At 68.0% G+C, this 21,502-nt stretch carries 25 protein-coding genes; 3 read left to right on the top strand and 22 right to left on the bottom strand.

What is annotated here, in order from left to right; all coding sequences use genetic code 11:
- Positions 1–26 precede the first annotated feature (26 nt).
- Together RM1_RS01995 and RM1_RS01990 are read right to left on the bottom strand one after the other, a co-directional pair.
- A complete protein-coding gene (locus RM1_RS01995; RefSeq protein WP_072749772.1) occupies positions 27–638 on the bottom strand; it encodes a LysE family translocator in 612 nt (203 codons plus the stop codon).
- Between the two features lie 262 nt (positions 639–900).
- Positions 901–1,716 (bottom strand): hypothetical protein, encoded by an 816-nt coding sequence (locus tag RM1_RS01990; RefSeq protein ID WP_143069414.1) that lies wholly within the window; start codon positions 1,714–1,716, stop codon positions 901–903.
- A gap of 530 nt (positions 1,717–2,246) precedes the next feature.
- Here RM1_RS01990 and RM1_RS01985 point away from each other — a divergent pair.
- A complete protein-coding gene (locus RM1_RS01985; RefSeq protein ID WP_143069415.1) occupies positions 2,247–3,326 on the top strand; it encodes a hypothetical protein in 1,080 nt (359 codons plus the stop codon).
- 38 nt (positions 3,327–3,364) lie between these two features.
- On the opposite strand, the gene RM1_RS01980 is transcribed toward RM1_RS01985, so the two are convergent.
- The 15 genes from RM1_RS01980 to RM1_RS01915 all read right to left on the bottom strand — a co-directional run bounded on the left by RM1_RS01980 (position 3,365) and on the right by RM1_RS01915 (position 15,213).
- Positions 3,365–3,985: an RES family NAD+ phosphorylase gene (locus tag RM1_RS01980; protein ID WP_083576457.1), complete on the bottom strand. Its 621-nt coding sequence runs from the start codon at positions 3,983–3,985 to the stop codon at positions 3,365–3,367.
- Positions 3,986–4,004: 19 nt separating this feature from the next.
- Positions 4,005–4,637 carry a hypothetical protein gene (locus RM1_RS01975; protein ID WP_072749769.1) on the bottom strand — a complete coding sequence of 211 codons (633 nt, stop codon included), beginning with the start codon at positions 4,635–4,637 and terminating at the stop codon, positions 4,005–4,007.
- A gap of 73 nt (positions 4,638–4,710) precedes the next feature.
- On the bottom strand, positions 4,711–4,968 hold the full coding sequence (locus tag RM1_RS01970; protein WP_072749768.1) for a HypC/HybG/HupF family hydrogenase formation chaperone: 258 nt from the start codon (positions 4,966–4,968) through the stop codon (positions 4,711–4,713).
- Positions 4,969–4,972: 4 nt separating this feature from the next.
- Complete coding sequence (locus RM1_RS01965) at positions 4,973–5,506, bottom strand: hydrogenase maturation protease (RefSeq protein ID WP_072749767.1); 534 nt, start codon at positions 5,504–5,506, stop codon at positions 4,973–4,975.
- Between the two features lie 27 nt (positions 5,507–5,533).
- Positions 5,534–5,653: a DUF6893 family small protein gene (locus RM1_RS27230; protein WP_092667773.1), complete on the bottom strand. Its 120-nt coding sequence runs from the start codon at positions 5,651–5,653 to the stop codon at positions 5,534–5,536.
- Positions 5,654–5,655: 2 nt separating this feature from the next.
- Positions 5,656–7,035, bottom strand: a complete 1,380-nt coding sequence (locus tag RM1_RS01960) for a hypothetical protein (protein WP_072749766.1) — start codon at positions 7,033–7,035, stop codon at positions 5,656–5,658.
- Complete coding sequence (locus RM1_RS01955; protein ID WP_072749765.1) at positions 7,032–7,667, bottom strand: DUF6084 family protein; 636 nt, start codon at positions 7,665–7,667, stop codon at positions 7,032–7,034. The genes RM1_RS01960 and RM1_RS01955 overlap by 4 nt, the downstream gene beginning before the upstream one ends.
- Positions 7,664–8,332, bottom strand: a complete 669-nt coding sequence (locus tag RM1_RS01950) for a DUF5947 family protein (protein WP_072749764.1) — start codon at positions 8,330–8,332, stop codon at positions 7,664–7,666. The genes RM1_RS01955 and RM1_RS01950 overlap by 4 nt, the downstream gene beginning before the upstream one ends.
- A complete protein-coding gene (locus tag RM1_RS01945) occupies positions 8,329–9,273 on the bottom strand; it encodes a NifU family protein (RefSeq protein ID WP_083576484.1) in 945 nt (314 codons plus the stop codon). Before RM1_RS01945 ends, RM1_RS01950 begins: the two co-directional genes overlap by 4 nt.
- Before the next feature lie 2 nt (positions 9,274–9,275).
- Positions 9,276–11,072, bottom strand: coding sequence for a nickel-dependent hydrogenase large subunit (locus RM1_RS01940; protein WP_027501466.1), 1,797 nt, complete (start codon positions 11,070–11,072; stop codon positions 9,276–9,278).
- A 24-nt stretch (positions 11,073–11,096) separates the two neighbouring features.
- Entirely contained in the window at positions 11,097–12,152 is a 1,056-nt protein-coding gene (locus RM1_RS01935) for an NADH-quinone oxidoreductase subunit B family protein (protein ID WP_072749762.1), read from the bottom strand.
- A 134-nt stretch (positions 12,153–12,286) separates the two neighbouring features.
- A complete protein-coding gene (gene hypB, locus RM1_RS01930) occupies positions 12,287–13,084 on the bottom strand; it encodes a hydrogenase nickel incorporation protein HypB (protein WP_072749761.1) in 798 nt (265 codons plus the stop codon).
- 3 nt (positions 13,085–13,087) lie between these two features.
- Positions 13,088–13,417, bottom strand: a complete 330-nt coding sequence (locus RM1_RS01925; RefSeq protein ID WP_027501469.1) for a hydrogenase maturation nickel metallochaperone HypA/HybF — start codon at positions 13,415–13,417, stop codon at positions 13,088–13,090.
- A gap of 66 nt (positions 13,418–13,483) precedes the next feature.
- Entirely contained in the window at positions 13,484–14,671 is a 1,188-nt protein-coding gene (gene nicT, locus RM1_RS01920) for a Nickel transporter NicT (protein WP_092667774.1), read from the bottom strand.
- 179 nt (positions 14,672–14,850) lie between these two features.
- Positions 14,851–15,213 carry a nuclear transport factor 2 family protein gene (locus RM1_RS01915; protein WP_027501470.1) on the bottom strand — a complete coding sequence of 121 codons (363 nt, stop codon included), beginning with the start codon at positions 15,211–15,213 and terminating at the stop codon, positions 14,851–14,853.
- Positions 15,214–15,346: 133 nt separating this feature from the next.
- On the opposite strand from RM1_RS01915, the gene RM1_RS01910 reads away from it, so the two are divergent.
- Positions 15,347–16,138, top strand: a complete 792-nt coding sequence (locus tag RM1_RS01910; RefSeq protein WP_072749760.1) for a helix-turn-helix domain-containing protein — start codon at positions 15,347–15,349, stop codon at positions 16,136–16,138.
- Here RM1_RS01910 and gdhA read toward each other — a convergent pair.
- Positions 16,131–17,498 (bottom strand): NADP-specific glutamate dehydrogenase, encoded by a 1,368-nt coding sequence (gene gdhA / locus RM1_RS01905; RefSeq protein WP_072749759.1) that lies wholly within the window; start codon positions 17,496–17,498, stop codon positions 16,131–16,133. The genes RM1_RS01910 and gdhA overlap by 8 nt on opposite strands.
- A 205-nt stretch (positions 17,499–17,703) precedes the next feature.
- On the opposite strand from gdhA, the gene RM1_RS01900 reads away from it, so the two are divergent.
- Positions 17,704–19,113: an NAD(P)/FAD-dependent oxidoreductase gene (locus tag RM1_RS01900; protein ID WP_072749758.1), complete on the top strand. Its 1,410-nt coding sequence runs from the start codon at positions 17,704–17,706 to the stop codon at positions 19,111–19,113.
- Here the strand turns inward: RM1_RS01900 and RM1_RS01895 are convergent.
- The 4 genes from RM1_RS01895 to RM1_RS01880 are packed head-to-tail and all read right to left on the bottom strand — an operon-like array spanning position 19,110 to position 21,501.
- Positions 19,110–19,460, bottom strand: coding sequence for an ArsR/SmtB family transcription factor (locus tag RM1_RS01895; RefSeq protein ID WP_027501474.1), 351 nt, complete (start codon positions 19,458–19,460; stop codon positions 19,110–19,112). The genes RM1_RS01900 and RM1_RS01895 overlap by 4 nt on opposite strands.
- Positions 19,457–20,128: an urease accessory protein UreD gene (locus tag RM1_RS01890; protein WP_072749757.1), complete on the bottom strand. Its 672-nt coding sequence runs from the start codon at positions 20,126–20,128 to the stop codon at positions 19,457–19,459. Before RM1_RS01890 ends, RM1_RS01895 begins: the two co-directional genes overlap by 4 nt.
- A 4-nt stretch (positions 20,129–20,132) precedes the next feature.
- On the bottom strand, positions 20,133–20,810 hold the full coding sequence (gene ureG, locus RM1_RS01885) for an urease accessory protein UreG (protein WP_072749756.1): 678 nt from the start codon (positions 20,808–20,810) through the stop codon (positions 20,133–20,135).
- Between the two features lie 52 nt (positions 20,811–20,862).
- On the bottom strand, positions 20,863–21,501 hold the full coding sequence (locus RM1_RS01880) for an urease accessory protein UreF (RefSeq protein ID WP_072749755.1): 639 nt from the start codon (positions 21,499–21,501) through the stop codon (positions 20,863–20,865).
- Position 21,502 lies beyond the last annotated feature (1 nt).

Here is a 21,502-nt window from a genome sequence, read left to right as displayed (position 1 = left end):
AGATCAACGAAAACATGGTGCTGGAATCAGGCTTCGCGAGCGAGCCTGGAGCAGAAGCCGAGCATGACGACGCCTGCGGCGGTGTCGATCGTTCGTCGAACCGCGGGGCGTTCGAACTGTTGGCGCAGTGAACCCACGAACGCGACGACGAGCAAGCACCAGAGGGTTCCGAGAAATGGCAGGGTCCAGGCGTGCAACAGCCAGACCCACCAGGGCGCGTCCGGCTGCACGAACTGTGGCAGCAGCGACAGGTAGAAAACGAAGATCTTCGGGTTTGTGGCGTTGCAGAGGAATCCCTGCCGGTACCCGGTCCATCGGGCAGGCCGGGTTTCGGCCGACGTGGCGGCGTAGTGACCTCGGGCCGCGCTGAAAAGCATCGAACACCCGATCCAGGCGAGGTAGGCGATTCCGAACCACTTGATCGCGAGGAAGATCGGGTGCACACGGATGATCACGCTCGCGATGCCGAAGGAGACGAGCAGCCCTTGGACTGCCGCGGCGGAGCTAACCCCGAACGTGGTGGCGATCCCATGCCTGCGCCCGCCGGAAACGCTGTTGCGCACGATCAGCGCGAAATCCGCGCCCGGCGTCAGCACCAGCACGACGGCGACCGCGAGGAACAACCACGAGTAGGTCACGCTGGCACCCTAGCCAACCCCAGCTCATACAACTCGGGTTCAGCGTAGCCCGGTCAGGTGAGCATTCCGGTCCAGATCTGGGGTGAGAATCGCAAGCTCATCGAACGCGAACGATTTCTTGGGCACGGGCTCAGGCCCGGCAGTTCGAACGCGGCTTGGGCCAACGCTAGCCGCGACGTGTCAAGGATTGGCCGGTTCCGCGACGCTGGCTGGCAGACGGAATCGATACCAGAGGCCACCGCCACAGTCGTTGGCCGCAACTTCACTGGATGCGGGTTCCAACCGGAATGCTCACTACGATGGCGTCCAGTCGGATCGGCGCTAGACCAAGTGCGGTCCGCACGTGGTGAAGAAGAACCTCACGTTCATGCCGCGCTTTCCGCGTGTGCGTTTGCACTACGTCACGAGAACTATGCGCAGCCTCCGCGGCGCTCGGTGAAGCATTGTCAGGCAACCTGACGCCCTCCACATTTCCATCAGCGAACTGGGTCAGAAATCGGATCTGCACCATGATGTGGTTGTAGGTCAAACGGAACATCTCGGCGGCGGAGCATGGCTGCTCGTCGGCAACAAACTGGAAGAGGTCGATCGCGCGGTTCAGGTCTGCGAGTGCGTCCTCGACCTCCATGAAGAACTCCGACGGAGACTTTTCATGACGGTGTCTCGACGTAAGCACCCCCCTCTTAGGGCTACCCCACGACTCGGCACGCCAAGTCAGAGCCTTCACAGCCCGATCGACACGTATGTCGAGTTCTGTCGCCGCCGCCAGGATCGCGGCCGCTGCCTCAACAGTTTGCGCACGGACCCAGTTGCGCCGTTCCCGGTCCTCGGCAGCAGTGATGGTCTTGTCGGTGCCCTCAGCGCTGGCCTTCACCGAACGGGCGACGTTCTCCGCTGCCGCAGCAATCGATTTGTCCGCGTTGGCCTCTGCGGCCGCGATGGTCCTGTCGGCGTTTTCGCTGATCGTCCTGACGTTGCGATTGCTGACACGGAGCGCGAAGCCGCCAGCAACGAGCGCCGCGATGATCGGCGCCAGGATCTTCGCCCAGTCAAGCCACATGCTCGGGTCTTCGTTCACCGTAGAAGTATCCGTCGCTCACTTCATCCGATCCCTCAGACCCACATTGCGAACCCAGCGACACACTTCCGATCCCTACGAGCAGGAAGGTTCCGAGCCCTCCAAACGCCGTTGTCCTGATTGGTGGTGCCATGAAGGTAATCACGAGCACAACGGTCATCTCGGTGCTGTACGCCGCGTTGACTTCCGGCGCTACTGAGCGTCGCTGAGCGTGTCACACGAGAACCCGACATCCGATGGCTATGCAGGTTCTTTAGCGGCAACGCTCGACCGGCACGGTAGTCTTCAGCGCAAGGTAGCCCCGCGCCCGATGGCGTCGCCCATCGGATCGTCGAGTGTGTGGGGTTTTCATGATGACTGCCGAAGCGGCTGATCGAACTCTTGCTGTGTTCGTCCCCGGATGGATCCTCGATGACCGCTCGCTCGCACCACCCGCTCGCGCTGATGTCGTCGAAGTCGTGCTGACCTTCCACCCCACCGGCCCAACATCCTCACCATGTGAGCAGACCCTGCGGGCAACCATTCGGCCGGTGTTCGGGCACACCCCCTACAGCCACCCGGACGGCGGACTGCGGTGGCCGCTCGAGGTAGTCGGTGACGGATGGTCCGCCGAGTGGTCGTCCGACCGGCCCCTGACGGGGCGAGTCGAACTCACCGGCAGACTCTTCGTCGATATCGGCTCGCAACGGTCCGACAACCCCATCCGGGTTCGCGGCAGGGTTCGTCGGGTCCAGCTTGTCGAACAGCGCATCGAACACACCAGCAGTGGGTTGCGCGCCGTGGACGGCACCGAGCGCCTGACCGAGATCGAGTCCACCCCGCACCGCTACTGGTCCAACTGGGACACGACCTCGACCGAGGACCACTTCCAGGGAACCGGAGTGCTCCTCGACCTGGACCTCGACGACGTACCGGCCACCAAGGTGGAGTTCGTCGCCGGCGCGGTCTCCGTCGACGGACCCGACGTGTGGGTGATGGATCGGTCGAATCCTGTCCTGCTGCACCTTGATACGCGGTCCACACCACCACGAGTCGTCGAGTATCTGTTGCCGCTGACGATCGAGCCGCCGACCGACCAGTGGACCCGAAGGGTCCACGCCGACCGCGACGGGTGCTGGATCACCTCCCGATACGAGGTATTCCGGTGCGACCGTGCCAGGGACGGAACGTTGACCATCGAACGTGTCTGTGCCGAGGGCGGTAGCAGCGTGCTCGTCGACGGGCGACTGTTCCTTGTCGGTTCTACGTATCCGATGCTCGGCTTTGACCGCCGGTACGGTGCGGTGCGCGTCGATCCCGACGCGCACCCGGTGCGGATGCTCGACAACGAGCGGCGGCTGGTCCCGATCGATGATCCGGCCACCGTGGCCCGGGTGACGGCTCAGCCACGACGTGCCGACAAGGCGCGCGGTGCCGACGACACGGAATGGGTCGCAGTCGTCGGCCTCACCGCGCAGTCTCCAGACGGCACGCGCCGGCGAGTCGCTCTCGATGTACAAACTCGTGGCGTCGTGCACTGGATTCAGCCGGACCCCTACGCCGATCCAGCGAACGCAGACATCATGGCGAGAATCTCGGTTCCGAACCCGCGTACGCGGTCGATCGACTAGACACACTTAGCCGGCGCCAGGACCGACGCTGGCACCTATCAGCGCAGCGTGGCGTTGTAGACCGCGAGGTGCGAGCGCACCAGCTCCAGGCCCGCGGCGTCGTCGAGCGGGATCGGGTCCCGCACCACTGACATCAGGTCGGCCAACGCGACCGGCGGGTCCGCGTCCGCGCGGATGGTCATCACCACCGAGAACCGGTCCTCGTCGTTGCGGGCCCGGTACTTGATGCCACGCACCTCGGTGCCGTTCACCACCGCGGCCGCCCACTGCTGGGTCCGCGGGTAGTCGACGGGGTCGCACTTCGTCAGCCACGTGTCCTGGCCGATGGCGGCCAGGTGGCGGCCGTGCAGCAGCGCGACCGGGAACTCGGTGGTCACCTGCACCTGCGACAGCACCCGGCCCTCAAGCTTGCGCCTGCGCAGGATCCTGGGCACGTTGTCGTCGAGTGGGAGTGAGCGACAGTAGGTCTCGGCGATGCACACCGAGATGTCGTCGCCGAAGTAGCTGTAGTGGAACGAGCCGTCCGGGGAGTCGAACCTGCCGCCGTGGACGGGGTGAGCCGGGGTCTGGTTCAGGGACAGGACATGCCGATCGGGGGCGCCGGAATGGATGCGCCACAGCTTCGTTCCGGCAGGGATCGACGCCACCTCTGCGGTCACCGCGGGTGGGGGTACCCGGTTAGGCAATGTCGTCCTCGACCTCGGCCCGGACCAGGGCGGCGACCTGCTCGAGGTCGCCTGCTTCGAGCAGGTCCACCGGAGAGGTGCGGCCCGCGGCGGCCGGGTTGGGTGAGAGCCACCAGGACGCCACGCCCCACGGGTCGTCCTCGGCGCCGAGCGCCACATTACTCCGGCGTACCAGTTCGGTCGCGTCCTCTGGCAGCGAGAACTGGAACTCCGGGTAGCGGTATCGCCTGCCCTGCTTGAGGCCGATGATCTGTCCGGCCCGCTTGCGCAGCGCATCGCTCGGGTTGGCCCAGGTCTTGCGGTACTTGACGGCGACCTCGCCCGCGGAGAGGTGCGGGAACGACAGGATGTACTCGACGGCGTCACGCATCACCGTCTTCTCGTCGAGGACGTTGCCGGGATCGATGAGGTCGAGGATCGGATCGTCGCCATCGACCTGGCCGGCCAGCAGCAAGTGGGAGACCCGACCCGCGACCAGGCTCAGCGTGGGACGGCTGGCCAGTTCGGACCGGATGAGCTCGATGAGGTCGTGGTCGCTGACCGAGCCGCCGACGGCGGTCAGGCGGCGCGAGTGGTCGCGATGACGCTCCGGGACGCCGCCTGCGCGTGCTGCACTGTTCGACATGTCTGCCTCCCGGGACGCCTGGCTGATCTATCTAGATAACTAGTATAGATCCTCCCGGATCCGCCCGCGACCCTCACCTCGCCGGATCGTTCGGCTCGCGGGGCCGCCCCATCAACTCGAGCCCGGCAAGGGCGCCCTGCGCGCCCGCCTCGTCGGTCTTCTCGACGGCGAACCCCATGTGGATGATGATCCAGTCCCCCGGCTCGAACACGTCGTCGGGCAGCATCCCCACGTTGACCTTGCGGTGCTCACCCGCGACGTCGACCAGCGCCAACTGATCGCCGTAGCCGTCGAGCATGCGCACGACCTGCCCCGGAATCCCCAGACACATCCGCTCAGCCCTCCTCTCCCGGATCCGCGGCGGCCGCGGCCGCCCGCCTCGGCGGATCCTCGACCAACGCGAGCACGGCCGCGACCGCGTCGTCCACGACCGCGGCGACCTCCCGCGACAATCCGATGCCGTCCGCGACCGACCGCACCTCGCAGCCCACCACGACCGTCCTCGGCGCGGCGCCGCCGAGCGCGGCCAGGCTCGCGAAGACCGACGCCGGGTCCATGCTGTGGGCATCGAGCCCGCCACCACCGCCACCGTGCTCCGGATCGACCTCGAAGACCCGGATGGCGCCGGGCTCGCCGCGATCCGGCAGTGCGTCCACCAGGACGAGGGCATCCCAGCCGTCCAGCAGGTCATAGGCCAGGTGAACGCCCCGAATGCCATAGTCCACCAGTCGGACTCCCTCCGGGATCGACTGCGTGCCGCCCGCGCGCCCGCGCTCGGCCAGCCGTCTCAGCACCTCGGGGCCGAACCCGTCGTCGCCGAGAAAGATGTTCCCAATACCGGCAACCAGCACCCGCCGTTGGTCGCTCACCGATCTCTCCGCGCGCTGCCGTCGCCGTCACATATGACGCATGCGCAGGTAGCGCCTGATGTCGGGAACCGAACGCACGCCGACGATCACGCCCGCGGCGACCAGCGCCACCACGATCACCGTCGCGATCTGCCCCATTGTCTCCATCGCTAGCTCTCCTCTCTGCCCGGTTCATCGCCGCCGAGCGGTTCCAGCTCGTCCGGCGCGAAGTAGAGGTACCGCCCGTACCAGTCGTGCAGGTCCGCGGCCGGATCGTCATCGACGACCACGCCGACGTGGGTGTTGCCGTCGACGTCGGCGTGCACGGACGCGACCGTGGCCGTCCTGCCGTCGAAGAACAGGTCCTGCGCGTCGGCGCGGCGGGACGGGTGCAACCGCACCGCGCTGCCCCTGGCCACCCGGACACCGTTCACCGACACCGCGTCCACATCGGGCCGCACACTCGCGTCGGCCGCGGGATCCCACCACGGAACCCCCTCGGGCAGTTCGGGTATCAGTCCCGGATCGAGCCGCGGATCGCGGAAGGTGCCGTGCAGCCGCTGCATCGCCTCCGGCGTCATCGCGTCGCAGCGGTCGACGATCTGCGCGGCCAGCGGATCGGTGGCGCGGGCCTGCGACTTCTCCTCGTCGGTCATCGTCATCACGCGCAAGGTGAGGATCTCGTCGATCTCGGTGGAGTCGAACAGCGCGCCGTCACTCTGCGCGGCGACCTCCGGGTAGTCGTACAGGATGATCGGCGAGATCAGCACCGTGTCCGTCTCTCCGCGCGCGCCCGCCAGCACCGGGAAGCACCGGTGGTGGAGGGCCCTGGCCACGGGGCCGGCCGCGGCGTCCGGCGGCTCGAGCAGGGAGACGAACGACCCGCCGCGCACGGTCACGATGGCGTGCGCACCAATGAGCGACCGCGCGATGGCGAGATCCTTGCCGACCGTCTCCGGCCCGGTGTTTCGTACCTCAACCGTCAGCCGGGTGAAGCCGTCGTCCGCCGCGGCGCCGAGAGTCACCGTGGCGGTGATCGGCAACCGGGACCGGACGATCCGTCCCTCGGTGGATCCGTCCGCCGCGGGCAGCTCCTCGATGTCGGTGCCGCCCGCCACCTCGATCGGGAAGTCCAGGGACTCCGCGAGTTCCGATACCGCCACCGAGGGGAGTTCGATCTCCCGTTCGACGGCCTCGTCCCAGCTGAGCCAGGACCGCGCGCCGACAACCAGTTCATCGACCTCGTCGTATCCACCCGCGCCCGATGCCTCCTGCACGCGGCGCGCCTGCAGCTGCAGGAAACGGACGGTCACGGTGACCCGTGGCGCGCGTCCGTCATCCGACGCGCCACCCGCCAGCACGCACTGCGCGGACAGTGACGGCTCCTCGCCGACGCCCGCCGCCGCGGCCCCCGGTGGACCGAGGACACCGAACTGCCAGCGCGACTGGTTCTTTCGCGAGCTGGCCCGGTACGGATAGAGCAGGTAACCCTCGTACAGCACCGCGTCGGCGACGGCGCGGACACGGGTTCCGACCTCGGGGGTGGTCACCTGGCCTGCTCCCGCGTCTGCGCGAGCAGCTCCGTGATGGCCTCGTCGAGGCCGACCAGCCCCCGCTCGGACTTGTACCCGGCCAGCGCCTCGAGGGTGTCCTGACCGAGGCGGACCCATCCGGTGTTCGGGAAGTGCATCTGGATCAGGTCCCGCCACACCGAGATCGGGAGGTCGTAGCGGTCCTCGCGATCCCACGGGATCTGCTGGACCCCGAAACCTCCAGCGCCCTTGGTGAACACCGTGCCGCTGAAGAGGAACACCAGCGGCACCGTCCCCTCCTCGAGGGCGTGCAGGTACTTCGACGCCGCCACCTCGAAGTCGTAGGTGCACGGTAGCGGCAGGGTCGCCTCGCAGGTCTCGGCGAAACCCTGGACCAGCGTGGCGCACTGCAGCCACACGAACGAGCGCTGCGTCGACGACCACCGCTCCCGACCGCCGAACAGGTCCACGAGCCCGGCGGCCTCGGCCTCGGTGTATCGCCGTCGGTGCGGCTCGATGCGCACCTGGCAGCGCAGCGCGATGGCGTGGACCGGCGAGTCGGCGCTCACCGCCACCCGGGCGGAGAGGATCGGGGCCGCCGCGTACGGCTCCGGGGCGACGCCCCGGACGGCGAACGACACCTCGGTCACGACGACTCACCGCCGCCGAGCTGCTGGCCGGCACCGCAGGCGGGCGACGGGCCTGCGCGGACCGCGACCTCGGCGAAGAAGTCGTCGATGTACCCGCGTGCCTCCTGGCCGCCGTCGAAGCCGCGCCACAGCATGCGTAGTCGACCGACGAACTCGTAGCACGCGTCGATCGGGACCAGGAAGCACTCCGCGTCGCCGTCGCCTTCCTCCGGCATCCGGATCAACAGCGCCTCGACGTCGGCGGCGGGCGTGTCCAGCTCCGGATTCGCCGCGCGCACGGCATCCCACGCGTCGAGCGGCAGTTCCGACTCGGTGGCGCCTGCGGGGCCGGGGTAGAACGCGACCATCCGGCCGAGGACCGAGTTACGGAAGAAGAACGCCAGCCCGACCGGGATCTCGAGTTCGTCCCATCGGCCGCGGCCGAGCTCGAATCCGGGGAACGAGAGATAACGATCCGGGACGGCGCGGTACCGCAGCTCGGCGCCCTGGTCGGTGAACAGCAGGTAGCAGCCACGGCAGACGCACATCAACGAGCGCGCCTCAACGTTGACCACGTGCTGATGCGGATCGTCGATCGCCGCCGCGCACATCTCACAGCGTTCGCCCGGCTGCGGGGCCGGGCGGGTCGCCGTGATGCGTTTGAGCACCGAGAAGGGAGTGGTCACCCGCTCACCCCCAGCGGCACCGCGACCGAACGCACGCCGTCCCGGACCAGGACCGGCAGCGGCTCGAGGTGCAGGTCGCCGTCGTCGAGCCCGGCGCCTGCGTGCACCACGTCGAAATGCGCGCAGCAGGTCGGACACCGCAGGACGGCATCGCCAGCCGGATGGCCTGCGCGCCGCGCCAGGACGGCGCCCGCGAGCGAGTGCGTGCACGAGGGGCAGCGATCTCGATAGGCCAGCAGGTCGTCGCCGACGCGGCAGACCAGGATCGGCAGTCCCGCGACCACGAACCCACCCACCTCACCGGGGCCGAGCTGCTCCAATTCCGGCACCGGGCACCACGTTCCGGCCGAACCCGACGGGCCGTGCACGTGCGAGAACAGCGACTCCGCCGCGATCAGCCCCGGCTCCGCGTCGGGCTGCGCGGCGACCACCTCGATCGAGGCGATCTCCGGCGCCGCGGCGAGCACCGCGTCCTGCACGGCCAGCTCCAGAGTCACCGACGAGGACGGGCAGCTCTTGCAGCTGCCGGTCAGCTGCAGGCGCACCACCCCGCCGCCGTCGGCCGGCCCCCGTTCTCCTGGGAACTCGATGCCCATCAGCTCCACGTCCCCGCCGTGCGAGCCGAGATAGGGCCGCACGCTCTCGAGCGCCGCCCGCACCCGGGTGTGTACGTCGTGCGGGTGCAGGCCGTGCACCAGCAGCAGGCTCGCAACCAGGTCGTCGTCGGCGAGCCGGTCGGCCCCGCCCTCCACGTGCTCCGCGAGGATCCGCACGACACGCGCCAGCCCCTCGCCATAGAGGTCGACCACCTCGCGCACCAGTTGCTCGGCACGCTCACGCGCCGCCGTGCCGCCCGCCGAGCTGGCCTCGAGAAGGGTCTCTATCCGATCACCCGCCGCGCGCCACCGCGCATCCTCGTCACCTGCCGCCGGGCCGTTCACCGTCACTCTCCGGTCGAGTACTGCGTCGGCGAGTGCAGCTTCTCCAGCGTCTTGCCGCCGCCGAGGTACATGTGCACGCCGCAGGGCAGGCAGGGATCGAAGCTGCGGACGGTCCGCATGATGTCGATCCCCTTGAAGTGATCTCGATCGTTCTCCTCGAAGATCGGCTGCCCCTGCACCGCGTCCTCGTACGGCCCCGGTGTGCCGAGGCTGTCGCGGGGGCTGGCGTTCCACGGGGTCGGCGGATAGGGGTGGTAGTTCGCGATCTTGCCGTCCCTGATCACCATGTGGTGCGAGAGCACGCCGCGAACCGCCTCGGTGAACCCGCAGCCGATGCCCTCGTCCGGGACGTCGAACTTCTCCCACGTCTTGGTCCGCCCGGCCCGGATCTCCTCGAGGGCCTTCTCGGCGAAGTGCAATGCGCAGGCGGCCGCGTAGGCCTGGAAGTAGGTCCTGGCACGGTTGCGTTCGATCGTGTTGCTGCCGTGCTCCGGGATCTTCCACTCCAGCGAAACCGGGCCCTTGAGCGCGGTTTTCGGGAGGTTGATCTGCACGCTGCGGCCCGTCGACTTGACGTAGCCGATGTCGACGAGCCCGGCCAGCGCCGTCGACCACAGCCGGGCCAGCGGCCCGCCACCGGTGTCCAGCGCGAGGTGGTCGGTGCCGTCGAACCACCTTGGCGACATCACCCAGCTGTACTTGTCCTCGAGGTCGCGTTTCTGCGGCTGCGGGTTGGTGTGCTGGTTCCACGGGTGACGCCGGTCGACCGGATTGCCGAGCGGGTCCTGTTTGACGAAGGTCTCCTGGTCGTTCCAGTCGTCGTAGTACGACGACCCCAGCAGGATCCGGATGCCCAGGTTGATGTCGACCAGATCGGTGGTGACCAGCTTGCCGTCGACGACGACCCCTGGGGTGACGAACATCTTCCTGCCCCAGTTCGTCATGTCCTTGTACTCGAAGTTGCAGTGCTCGGGGTCCTGGAACGAGCCCCAGCAACCGAGCAGGGTCCGGCGCAGACCGACCTTCTCGTACCCGGGGATCGCCTCGTAGAAGAAGTCGAAAAGGTCGTCGTGCATGGGCACGACCTTCTTCATGAACTCCACGTACCGCATCAACCGGGTCATGTAGTCCGTCATCAGCTGGATGGTGGCCACCGTCCCGACCCCGCCCGGGTACAGCGTGGACGGGTGCACGTGCCGACCCTCCATGAGACAGAACATCTCTCGGGTGGCCCGGCTGACCTGGAGTGCCTCGCGATAGAACTCGCCGGTGAACGGGTTGAGCGAGCGCATGATGTCTGCGATCGTTCGGTACCCGTGCTCGCCCGCCCGCGGCGCCTGGGTGTTCTCGGCCTTGGCGAGCACGCCGGGGTTCGTCTCCGACACCATCTTCTCGCAGTAGTCCACGCCGACCAGGTTCTCCTGAAAGATGTTGTGGTCGAACATGTACTCGGCGGCCTCACCGAGGTTGACGATCCATTCCCCGAGGTGCGGCGGCTTCACGCCATAGGCCATGTTCTGCGTGTAGCAGGAACACGTCGCGTGGTTGTCACCGCAGATGCCGCAGATGCGGCTGGTGATGAAGTGCGCGTCGCGGGGATCCTTGCCCTTCATGAACAACGAGTAGCCGCGGAAGATGGACGAGGTGCTGTGGCACTCCACCACCTCTCGGTTGTCGAAGTCGATCTTGGTGTAGATGCCGAGACTGCCCACGATGCGGGTGATCGGATCCCAGGCCATCTCCACGAGGCCGCCGGGGTCCGTCTGCTTGTGCGACGGCTCGGGGATGATCTCTGTCATCGAATTGCCTCTCGACAGGTCTAGCTACCAGGTACGTACTGCTCCCGTTTCGAGTTCTGAACCCGGATTACGCCACCGCGGTTCCTTGTCCACCGTTCGCCCGGTCACGTGACGCAGGCGGCGGATGACGGAGCCGTAGAGCCCCGACGCCGTGCTCGAGACCAGGCCGCCGGGCGGCTCGTCCATGAACGGCATGAACTTGTCGGGGAAACCGGGCATGGTGCACCCGATGCAGATGCCGCCGACGTTCGGGCATCCGCCGAGCCCGTTCATCCAGCCGCGCTTGGGGACGTTGCACTTGACCACCGGACCCCAGCACCCGAGCTTCACCAGGCAGGTCGGCGATCCGTACTCGGTCGCGAACTCACCCTGCTCGTAGTAGCCGCCGCGGTCGCATCCCTCGTGCACCGTGGCACCGAACAGCCATTGCGGGCGCAACGCCTCGTCGAGCGGGATCATCGGGGCCTGATCGGTCGCCATGTACAGCAGATACGTCAGCGTCTCGGACAGGTTGTCCGGCTGGATCGGGCATCCGGGCACGCAGACGATCGGAATCCCGGCCTTGGACTTCCATTCCCAACCGAGGTAGTCGGGCACACCCATCGCGCCGGTGGGATTGCCTGCCATCGCGTGGATCCCGCCGTACGTCGCGCAGGTTCCCGCCGCGACGATCGCGGTCGCCTTCGGCGCGAGACGATCGAGCCACTCGCTCGTCGTCACGGGTTGTCCCGTCGCCGGGTCACTCCCGAAGCCGCACCAGTAACCCTCGTCGTGCAGCTTCTCGTTCGGGATCGATCCCTCGACCACCAGCACGAACGGTTCGAGTTCGCCGCGATCGGCCTTCCAGAACCACTCGAGGAAGTCGTCGGCACCACCGGCCGACCCACACTCGAAATCGATAAGGGGCCAGTGGACGGCGATCTTCGGCAGGCCCGGAAGGGCACCGAGGGCGATCTCCTCGATGCTGGGCTGGGTGGCAGCAGTCAGTGCCACCGAATCGCCATCACAACTGAGACCCGCGTTGATCCACAGCACGTGGATCAACGTTTCTTCGGCTTTGACTGCCGCCTCCGTTGGCATCAGTGCCGCTCTCCGGGGCAGGGCTGTGCCCCTACGTCATCGGAGTCGACCCTCGGCCCACTTGTATGACGCTTCTCACGGTCTACACCCGCGGGAACGACGCTGTCAACGGTCGCAGATTCGTCACGGCGTTCCTACTGCGCGGCAATCCATGTGTACCAATCGATTACGCCCTCGCCCGACTTGGCCGACACCGGCACGATCTGGACGTCCGGATTCACCGATCGCGCGTGTCTCGAGCACTCCTCGAGATCGAAGTCGACGTACGGCAACAGATCGGTCTTGTTGACGATCACCAACCCCGCGGCCGCGAACATGTGCGGGTACTTGAGCGGCTTGTCCGACCCCTCCGTCACCGAGATCACGACCACCTTGCTGCGCTCGCCGAGATCGAACAGAGCGGGGCAGACGAGGTTGCCGACGTTCTCCACGAACAGCAACGACCCGGAGGGCGGGTCCAGCGTGTCGAGCGCACGCCGCATCATCTCGGCGTCGAGGTGACAGCCGGCACCGGTGTTGACCTGCACCACCGAACATCCCGCGGCCTTGATCCGTTCGGCGTCGAGCAACGTCTCCTGGTCGCCCTCGATGACGGAGATCGGTCGCCCGCCGCCGAGTTCACGGATGGTTCGTTCGAGCAACGTGGTCTTGCCCGCGCCCGGCGAACTCGTCACGTTGAAGGCGAGGATGTCGCGGGCGGCCAGCCACTCCCGAATCTCCTGCGCGAGCATGTCGTTCTTCGCGAGCACCTTCTGCTCGAGCGAGATCGTCTCGGTCTGAGGCAGGTGTTCATGCGGATGATGGTCGTGCGGGTGGGCATGATCGTGTGGATGGGCATGCTCGTGTGGATGAGCATGATCGTGACCGGCGTGATCGTGGGGCACCGTGATCACCGCACCCGAGTGGTCGCCGCATCCGCATGTTGCACACATAGCTCAGCTCACTTCCATCGACATGATCCGCAGTTCCCTGCCCGAGAGGATCTCCACGTCCGCGCTCCCGCAACGGCACAGCACCACGAGATCGGTCAGCTCGAAATCCGCCCCGCAGCCTCGACAGTGCGCCCTCCCCGGCGGCTGATCGATCTCCAGGCTGGCGCCCTCCATCACGGTGCCCTCGGTCGCCAGTTCGAAACAGAACTGCATCGAATCGGGGACCACCGCGCAGAGCGTCCCCACCTCGATCGTGACCCGCCGCACCCGTCTGCCCGCCGCACGCTCACACACCGCGTCGACGACGCTCTGGGTGATCGACATCTCGTGCATCACGGCCTCGCTCCGGCCTCGGTGGAACTCACCCTAGGACGCGACCACCGAGGGCACAACGGTTCGTCACTCGGGTGAGGCCGCCTTCTCCGACACCGCCGCCGTTCGCTCTGGCGGCACCGCCGCCGTTCGCTCTGGCGGCACCGCCGCCGCGAGCCCGGACTCCCAGCGCGCCTGCACGCCGCCGTACTGCCACACCAGCACGGCGGTCAGCCAGGTGCCGACGAACAGCCCGACGATGATGAACCCCATCGCCCCGAGATCGAGTCCGCCGATCCACCCGAGCAGCCCGTCGGTGATGTCGAACTTCACGGTGAGGATCGAGATGATCTCCTGCGCGCCGATGAGCATCGCCACCACCACCGACAACCCCGTGACCACGAGGTTGTAGTAGATCTTGCGCAGCGGCCGGGCCAGCGCCCAGCCGTACGCGAAGTTCATGAACGAACCGTCGATCGAATCGAACAGCGACATGCCCGCGCAGAACAGGATCGGCAACACCAGGATCGAGTACCAGGGCAGCCCGGTCGCTGCCGCGCCACCGGCGATGACCAGCAGCCCCACCTCGGTGACCGTGTCGAAACCCATCCCGAAGAGCAGGCCGACCGGGTACATGTGCCACGGCGCGCGGACCGCGGCGACCACGGGCTTGAGCACCCTGTTGAGGGCTCCGCGATTGTCCAGCTCACGCTCCAGCCGCGCCTCGTCATAGGCACCCCTCCTCATCTCGCGGAAGACCCGGTGGATCGCGATCAGCGACATCAGGTTGAGCAAGCCGATGAGCAGCAGAAAGGTCCCCGAGACCAGGGTGCCGAACAGCCCCGTCCACCGCTCGAGGTCGGAGTTGTCGTCGGACAGGCTCGCGGCCAGCTCCTGCACCCCGAACGCCAGCAGGGCCACGAGGACGAAGACGATCGTGGAATGCCCGAGGGAGAACCAGAACCCGACCGACATCGGCTTCTTGTTCTCCGCGACGAGCTTCCTGGTGGTGTTGTCGATGGCCGCGATGTGATCGGCGTCGAAGGCATGCCGCATGCCGAGCGTGTACGCGGTGACACCGAGCCCGACGCCGAACGCGGAGCCGTGCACCGTGTAATGCCCGGGAACGACAAAGGCGAACAGCACACCCCAGCCGACGATGTTGAGGGCGAGCACCGTGACCGCCATGCCAACGAGGCTGCGTCGCTCACCGCGGTCGAGGTCTCGCCACGCGCCCGCCAGTCCGGTGCGTGAGAAGCGGGATGTCACGGTCATGACGTTCCTCGATGGGCGCGAGAACCGAGCCGATGCCGTCACTCAGCGTACGCCTGCTCACTTGTTCATTTGAAGCCCCGGACCGCCGGTTTCGGACGCACACCCGTTCACGTCAGCACACCCCCATTGCACGCACAAAGGGGGTGTGCTGACGGCAAAAGGTGTGTGAGGACGTGCCCCTAGGCGGACGGCACCTTGTCGAGGAAGCCGAGCACGTGGATCAGCCGGCCATCCGCATCGCGCTCGATCACGTCGAACCCCTCGATCAGGTCCTCCGCGCCCGCGGGCCCGAGCTGCCAGCCGAATCTGGCCTGGTCGTGGTGACCGTCGACCGGCCCGTTGAGCCGGAAGCTCATCCCGGCGAACTGCTGCTGCACGGCGCCGATGGTGGCGTCGATCTCGGCCCGGCCGGAGGCCGCGGCCATCGGGTCCACATACCGGCCGTCGGGCGCCCACAACGCGTCGATCGCGGCGCGGCGCCGGTCCGCATCCGTCTCGTTCCACACCGCGATGTACTGGGCCGCAAGGTTTTCGAAGGTCATGTCGTCACTCCTGTCGGATGTCGCGGTGGCCGCCTCGGCCGCCGTCGGAACACAACTCTGACCGTCGCGGTGCGCCGCGTCGATTACCTCCGAGGTAATGGCGACGCTTCCCGGGCCGCCCTAGTGTTGCCTCATGACCACGCTCATCGAGGCCACGCAGCCGGTCGGCACCCTGCTCCGACGGTGGCGCGAGCGACGCAGGCTGAGTCAGCTCGACCTCGCGTCAAGGGCCGAGGTCTCGGCCCGTCACGTGAGCTTCCTCGAGACTGGCAGGTCCCGGCCGACCAGGGCGATGCTGCTCAAGCTCAGCGAACAGCTCGAGATCCCGCTGCGGGAGCGGAACTCACTGCTGCTGGCGGGCGGCTATGCCCCCGCCTACCCCGAGCACCAGCTCTCCGACGTGCCGATGGCCGCGGTGGCCGACGCGATCGCGGCGATCCTCGGTGCGCACCTGCCTGCCCCTGCGGTCGTCGTCGACCGGCACTGGAACATGATCGACGGCAACTCCGCGGTCGCGACGTTCACCGAGGGATGCGCGCTCCACCTGCTCGAACCGCCCGTCAACGTGCTGCGATTGAGCCTGCACCCGGAGGGCATGGCGCCGCGGATCGTCAATCTCGGCCAGTGGCGCAGTCACCTCCTGCACCGGCTCGACCACCAGATCGCCACCACCGGGGACCCGTTCCTCGCCGCGTTGGCCGACGAACTGTCGACCTACCCGGGTGCCGACGCGCCGACCGACCACGACAAGGACGCCCTGGTGGTGCCGCTCCGATTCGCCACGCCGGGAGGCGAACTGGCGTTTCTCAGCACCACCACGGTGTTCGGCACGCCGATGGACGTCACGGTCGCCGAGCTGGCGATCGAGACCTTCTATCCCGCCGACGCGCCGACCGCCGCGGCGCTCGCCGAGGGCGTCAGATGACGCCCATCGCGAGCATCGCGTCCGCCACCTTGACGAAGCCGCCGATGTTCGCGCCGAGGACGTAGTCGCCCGGCTTGCCGTACTCCTCCGCGGTCGCAACGCAGCGGCCGTGGATGTCCGACATGATCTTCGAGAGCCGCTCGTCGGTGTAGTCGAAATGCCAGGAGTCGCGAGAGGCGTTCTGCTGCATCTCGAGTGCCGAGGTCGCCACGCCGCCCGCGTTCGCGGCCTTGCCGGGAGCGAACGCGACGCCCGCGCCGCGCAGCACCTTGAGCGCCTCTGGGGTGGTCGGCATGTTCGCGCCCTCGGCGACGACCTTGACGCCGTTCTCCACCAGGGTCAGCGCGGCCTTCTCGTCGAGCTCGTTCTGGGTCGCGGACGGGATCGCGACCTCACAGGGCACGTCCCAGATCGATCCGCCCGCAACGTATGTGGCCGAAGGAACCGTGTCGACGTAGTCGCAGATCCGGCCGCGCCGGACCTCCTTGATCTCCTTGAGCAGTTCCAGGTCGATCCCGCGCTCGTCCACGATGTAGCCGGCCGAATCCGAGCAGGCCACCACGGTGCCACCGAGCTGGTGCACCTTCTCGATCGCGTAGATCGCGACATTGCCGGAACCGGAGACCACGACCCGCTTGCCGTCCATGCTGGTGCCTGCCGCCTTGAGCATCTCGGCGACGAAGTAGGCGGCGCCGTAGCCGGTCGCCTCCTTGCGCACCTGCGAGCCGCCCCAGGTCAGGCCCTTGCCGGTGAGGACGCCGGACTCGTAGGAGTTCGTCAGCCGCTTGTACTGGCCGAACAGGTAACCGATCTCGCGGCCACCGACACCGATGTCGCCCGCGGGCACGTCGGTGTACTCACCGATGTGCCGGTGCAACTCGGTCATGAACGACTGACAGAACCGCATGATCTCCGCGTCGGAGCGGCCCTTGGGGTCGAAGTCGGAGCCGCCCTTGCCGCCGCCGATCGGCAGGCCGGTCAGCGCGTTCTTGAAGATCTGCTCGAAGCCGAGGAACTTCACGATGCCGAGGTTGACGCTCGGGTGGAACCGGAGGCCGCCCTTGTAGGGGCCGAGCACGCTGTTGTACTGCACCCGGAATCCGCGGTTGACGTGCACGTTGCCGTTGTCGTCGGTCCACGGCACCCGGAAGATGATCTGGCGCTCCGGCTCGCACAGCCGCTCGATCAGCGCGCCGTCGGCGTAGTTGGGGTGCCGCTCCAGCACCACCGTGAGCGATTCGAAGACCTCGGCGACGGCCTGGTGGAACTCCGGCTCACCGGCGTTGCGCCGGACAACTTCCTCGAAGTACTTGTCGACGCGCTCACGGACATGCCCACTCACAGCGGCCGCCCTCCTCATTGATCTGCAGGGATGGAAAGTAAAGACAATCACAAGACTTCCTCACCGCTACATGCGGGTCTCCGTGATCCTCGTCGCCGGGGTGACCGATCCCACACCGTGCCGCGTGCGCGACACGGGTGGGCGTGGACCCGACTTGCCGGGACGGGAGATGGGCCTGGGACTACCGTGAGATTCGTCATCGAAGATCTGCGGAGGAGCGTCAATGAGCATCCAGACGGTGGAATCGCGCCGCCATCGCGTCGTGGTCATCGGTTCCGGTTTCGGCGGGCTGTTCGGTGCGCAGGCACTCAAACGCGCCGACGTCGACGTCACCCTCATCGCTCGCACCACCCACCACCTGTTCCAACCGCTGCTCTATCAGGTGGCGACCGGCATCCTCTCGGTCGGTGACATCGCCCCAGCGACCCGCCTGGTCCTGCGCAAACAGAAGAACACCCAAGTGCTGCTCGGCGACGTGCTCGAGGTCGACCTCGAGGCCAAGACCGTGACCTCGCGACTGCTCGAACGAGAAACGGTCACCGAGTTCGACAGCCTGATCGTCGCCGCAGGCGCCGGTCAGTCCTACTTCGGCAACGACCATTTCGCCGAGTTCGCGCCCGGCATGAAGACCATCGACGACGCGCTCGAACTGCGCGGCCGCATCCTCGGCGCCTTCGAGCAGGCCGAGCTCTCCCATGACCCGGAGGAGCGCGCCCGGCTGCTCACCTTCGTCGTGGTCGGCGCGGGTCCCACCGGCGTCGAACTGGCGGGCCAGATCGCCGAGCTGGCCCATCGCACCCTCAACGGCGCCTTCAGGAGCATCGACTCCCGCGAGTCGCGGGTGATCCTGCTCGACGGCGCCCCCGCGGTGCTCCCCGTCTACGGCGGCAAGCTCAGCGAGAAGGCGGCCGCGCGGCTCGAGAAGCTGGGCATCGAGATCCAGCTCAACGCGATGGTCACCGACGTCGACGTCGACGGCCTTGTCGTCAAGGAGAAGGACGGGACCGAGCGCCGCATCGACTCCCAGTGCAAGGTGTGGTCCGCGGGCGTGCAGGCCAGCCCGCTCGGCAAGCAGCTGGCGGCGCAGTCCGGCGCCGAGATCGACCGAGCGGGCCGCGTCCACGTCAACCCCGACCTCTCGCTGCCCGGGTACCCCAACGTCTACGTCATCGGCGACATGATGTCGCTCGACAACCTGCCAGGACTGGCGCAGGTCGCGATGCAGGGCGGCAAGTACGCCGCCAAGCAGATCAAGGCCACCGTAGCGGGCGAGTCCCCCGAGACACGGCACCCCTTCAAGTACTTCGACAAGGGCTCGATGGCGACCATCTCCCGGTTCAGCGCCGTCGCGAAGGTCGGCAAGCTGGAGATCAGCGGATTCATCGGCTGGGTCGCCTGGCTGGTGATCCACCTGATGTACCTGGTCGGCTTCCGCAGCAAGTTCTCGACGATCCTGTCCTGGACCGTCAGCTTCCTCGGCCGCGGACGCGCGCAGATGGCCTCGACGGAGCAGCAGGTGTTCGCGCGCAACGCCATCGACCTGTTGCAGGACTACGAGCGGGCCAAGGACGCAGGCCTGATCGGCGATCCGCTTGCCGTCTCGACCGGCGAGGAGCGGGAGAAGGCCGGCTAACCGTTGTGCGCGTGGGTGGCGCCGAGGTCGTGCAGCATCCGGTGCACGACCTCGTCGTCGAGCGAGTAGCTCATCTTTTTGCCGTCGCGGCGCACCGCGACCCAGCCCTGATTGCGCAGCAGCCGAAGTGCGTGCGAGACGGCCGTGGTGCTCATGTCGAGCGCCGCCGCCAGATCAGAGACGTAGATGCCGGGTGCGCGGTGCAGGCCGAGCAGGATCCGGAGCCGGGTCGGGTCGCCGAGCAGCTCGAACCGGCGTACCCACTCCGGTAGATCCGGCACCGCCTCGACGGCGGCGCGGGCCTGCGCGACCTGTTCCGGGTCGAATGCGGGCGGGGTACCGGTCATGGGTTCACCGTAGCCAACGCGCGGCCGAGTCGGGTCCCGAGACTGCCGCCCGCCGCCAGAGGCATCCGCACCCACGACCCACCCGCGCCCTGCCGCTCGACCACCGCGGGCCGCGCGTCCGGGAACACCAGTTCGCTCTGGACCGCCATCGGCGCGTCCAGCAGGTCGTGGCCGACCGTCCCCGCACCCAGCTCCAGCCGGTGCCGCAGCAGCGGCAGCCCGTCCAGGTCCGCGTGCAGCGCGCCCGACCAGCGCCCGCCCTGCTCGCCGGTGCGCCCGATCTGTGCCCGCTCGCGCACCGTCACCCGCGACGTGGACGTCAGCTCGAGGTGGGTGTCGGTCCGGTGCTCCGCGTCCGCCGCGACCACCATGGGCTCGGGGTCGAGCAGCAGCTCCGCATCGCGGTCCACCCGGACGTCCCAGCGCGCCGTCGAGACCAGCTCGTCGGCGCCGGGCAGCGCGAGCGCCGCGGCGACGGTGCGCACCGTCAGGCTCGCACCCGGTCCGACGCGCAGCACGATCTCGAGGTGGTCACCGCCGAGCGGCGTCGCCGCCGCGGAGATCAGGTGCACGGTGTCGGGCCCGGTGATCCGGGCGGCCAGTCCCCCGCTCGCCCGGATCCGCGGGGTGCGGCCCCGCTCGGCGACGATGGTCAGTGCGGTGTGCACCCGGTCAGACCGCCGCGGCCAACTGCTCGCGCACCCAGGCCAGCACCGGGGTCGCCGCCGGGTCGGCGGTCAGCGAGACCAACGCCGTCGGCCTGCCCTCGCGGACCCGGGCCGCGTCGGTCTCCATCACGGTCAGGTCCGCTCCGACCAGCGGGGCGAGATCGGTCTTGTTGACGACCAGCAGGTCCGAGAACGTCACGCCGGGTCCGCCCTTGCGCGGGACCTTGTCGCCGCCCGCCACGTCCACGACGAAGATCTGCACGTCGATCAGCCCCGAGGAGAAGGTCGCGGTGAGGTTGTCACCGCCGGATTCGACGAGGATCAGGTCAAGGGGCGGGTTCGCCTCGATCAGGTCGTCGATCGCGTCGAGATTCGCGGTGATGTCGTCGCGGATCGCGGTGTGGGGGCAGCCACCGGTCTGCACCGCGGTGATCCGCTCGTCGGGCAGCACGGCATGCCTGCGGAGGAAGTCCGCGTCCTCGGTTGTGTAGATGTCGTTGGTGAGCACCGCGAGCGACAGTTCGTCGCGCAGCTCACGACAGAGCGCGGCGACCAGCGCGGTCTTGCCGGATCCGACCGGCCCGCCGATACCGACCCGCAGCGGCTCTCCCGCCGTGCGTACCCGCTTGGGCCGGTCGTGCGTGTGGTGATGCGGTTCGCCGTCGATCAGGTGCGGGGGCATGTCGATCTCCTTCTGGTGGTGCGGTTCTCGGGTGTTCGGGGCGTCGGGGAGGTCACGAGGCGAACAGCGGGCGTTCGCGGTCCAGGTGCGCCTGCGCGACGAGGTCGAGCACGGGGTCGGACAGGTCGGCGAGCCCGGTGGCGGCGAGATCCGCGGTCCGGTCGCACAGCTCGGAGAGCGCGAAGGTGCAGGCCGCGACATCGGCCGGGTCGAGGGCGAGCAGGCGCTGCGCGGCGATCGCGGACCCCGTCATCGTCGTGTAGACGAGGACCATCGCGGCCTCGGTCTCGCTCATCCCGCATACCCGCGCGGCCCGGCCGGACGCCACCGCCAGGTGCGGGCGGGTACCGAGAACCGACCAGTCGTGTTCGGGCCACACGTGTTTGGACAGCCGCAGCAGCCCCCGGCCCTGTGCCCGGGATGCGGCACGTCCCGCAGGGGACGGGGTCCGTGCGTCGGTCTCCGCGTCCGCCTGCGCGGGGTCGAGCGTGCCCCCGCACACCGCGGCGGCGATCGACCCGGCGACCAGACCGGTGCTGCGGATCCGCCTGCGCAGGTAGGCGTCGAGCGTCGCGAGGTCCCGCACCAGCCCGCAGGCGATGGCCTCCTCGACGCCACCGGAGTGCACGTGCCCTCCGGTCGGCAGCCGGGAATCGGCCAACGCGAGCAGGTTCGCCAGTCTCGAGGTCATC

The organism is Rhodococcus maanshanensis NBRC 100610 (assembly GCF_001894865.1).
Classification (GTDB): domain Bacteria; phylum Actinomycetota; class Actinomycetes; order Mycobacteriales; family Mycobacteriaceae; genus Rhodococcus_G; species Rhodococcus_G maanshanensis.
Note: the sequence above shows the minus strand (reverse complement) of the source record. Positions and strands in the feature narration are given on the sequence as shown.

What these genes read in the sequence shown, in the direction of transcription:
- RM1_RS01975 (WP_072749769.1), bottom strand. Translation starts at nt 4,637, where the DNA reads ATGTCGAACAGTGCAGCACGCGCAGGCGGCGTCCCGGAGCGTCATCGC.
- RM1_RS01970 (WP_072749768.1), bottom strand. Translation starts at nt 4,968, where the DNA reads ATGTGTCTGGGGATTCCGGGGCAGGTCGTGCGCATGCTCGACGGCTAC.
- RM1_RS27230 (WP_092667773.1), bottom strand. Translation starts at nt 5,653, where the DNA reads ATGGAGACAATGGGGCAGATCGCGACGGTGATCGTGGTGGCGCTGGTC.
- RM1_RS01940 (WP_027501466.1), bottom strand. Translation starts at nt 11,072, where the DNA reads ATGACAGAGATCATCCCCGAGCCGTCGCACAAGCAGACGGACCCCGGC.
- RM1_RS01935 (WP_072749762.1), bottom strand. Translation starts at nt 12,152, where the DNA reads ATGCCAACGGAGGCGGCAGTCAAAGCCGAAGAAACGTTGATCCACGTG.
- hypB (WP_072749761.1), bottom strand. Translation starts at nt 13,084, where the DNA reads ATGTGTGCAACATGCGGATGCGGCGACCACTCGGGTGCGGTGATCACG.
- RM1_RS01925 (WP_027501469.1), bottom strand. Translation starts at nt 13,417, where the DNA reads ATGCACGAGATGTCGATCACCCAGAGCGTCGTCGACGCGGTGTGTGAG.
- nicT (WP_092667774.1), bottom strand. Translation starts at nt 14,671, where the DNA reads ATGACCGTGACATCCCGCTTCTCACGCACCGGACTGGCGGGCGCGTGG.
- RM1_RS01915 (WP_027501470.1), bottom strand. Translation starts at nt 15,213, where the DNA reads ATGACCTTCGAAAACCTTGCGGCCCAGTACATCGCGGTGTGGAACGAG.
- RM1_RS01910 (WP_072749760.1), top strand. Translation starts at nt 15,347, where the DNA reads ATGACCACGCTCATCGAGGCCACGCAGCCGGTCGGCACCCTGCTCCGA.
- gdhA (WP_072749759.1), bottom strand. Translation starts at nt 17,498, where the DNA reads ATGAGGAGGGCGGCCGCTGTGAGTGGGCATGTCCGTGAGCGCGTCGAC.
- RM1_RS01900 (WP_072749758.1), top strand. Translation starts at nt 17,704, where the DNA reads ATGAGCATCCAGACGGTGGAATCGCGCCGCCATCGCGTCGTGGTCATC.
- RM1_RS01895 (WP_027501474.1), bottom strand. Translation starts at nt 19,460, where the DNA reads ATGACCGGTACCCCGCCCGCATTCGACCCGGAACAGGTCGCGCAGGCC.
- ureG (WP_072749756.1), bottom strand. Translation starts at nt 20,810, where the DNA reads ATGCCCCCGCACCTGATCGACGGCGAACCGCATCACCACACGCACGAC.
- RM1_RS01880 (WP_072749755.1), bottom strand. Translation starts at nt 21,501, where the DNA reads ATGACCTCGAGACTGGCGAACCTGCTCGCGTTGGCCGATTCCCGGCTG.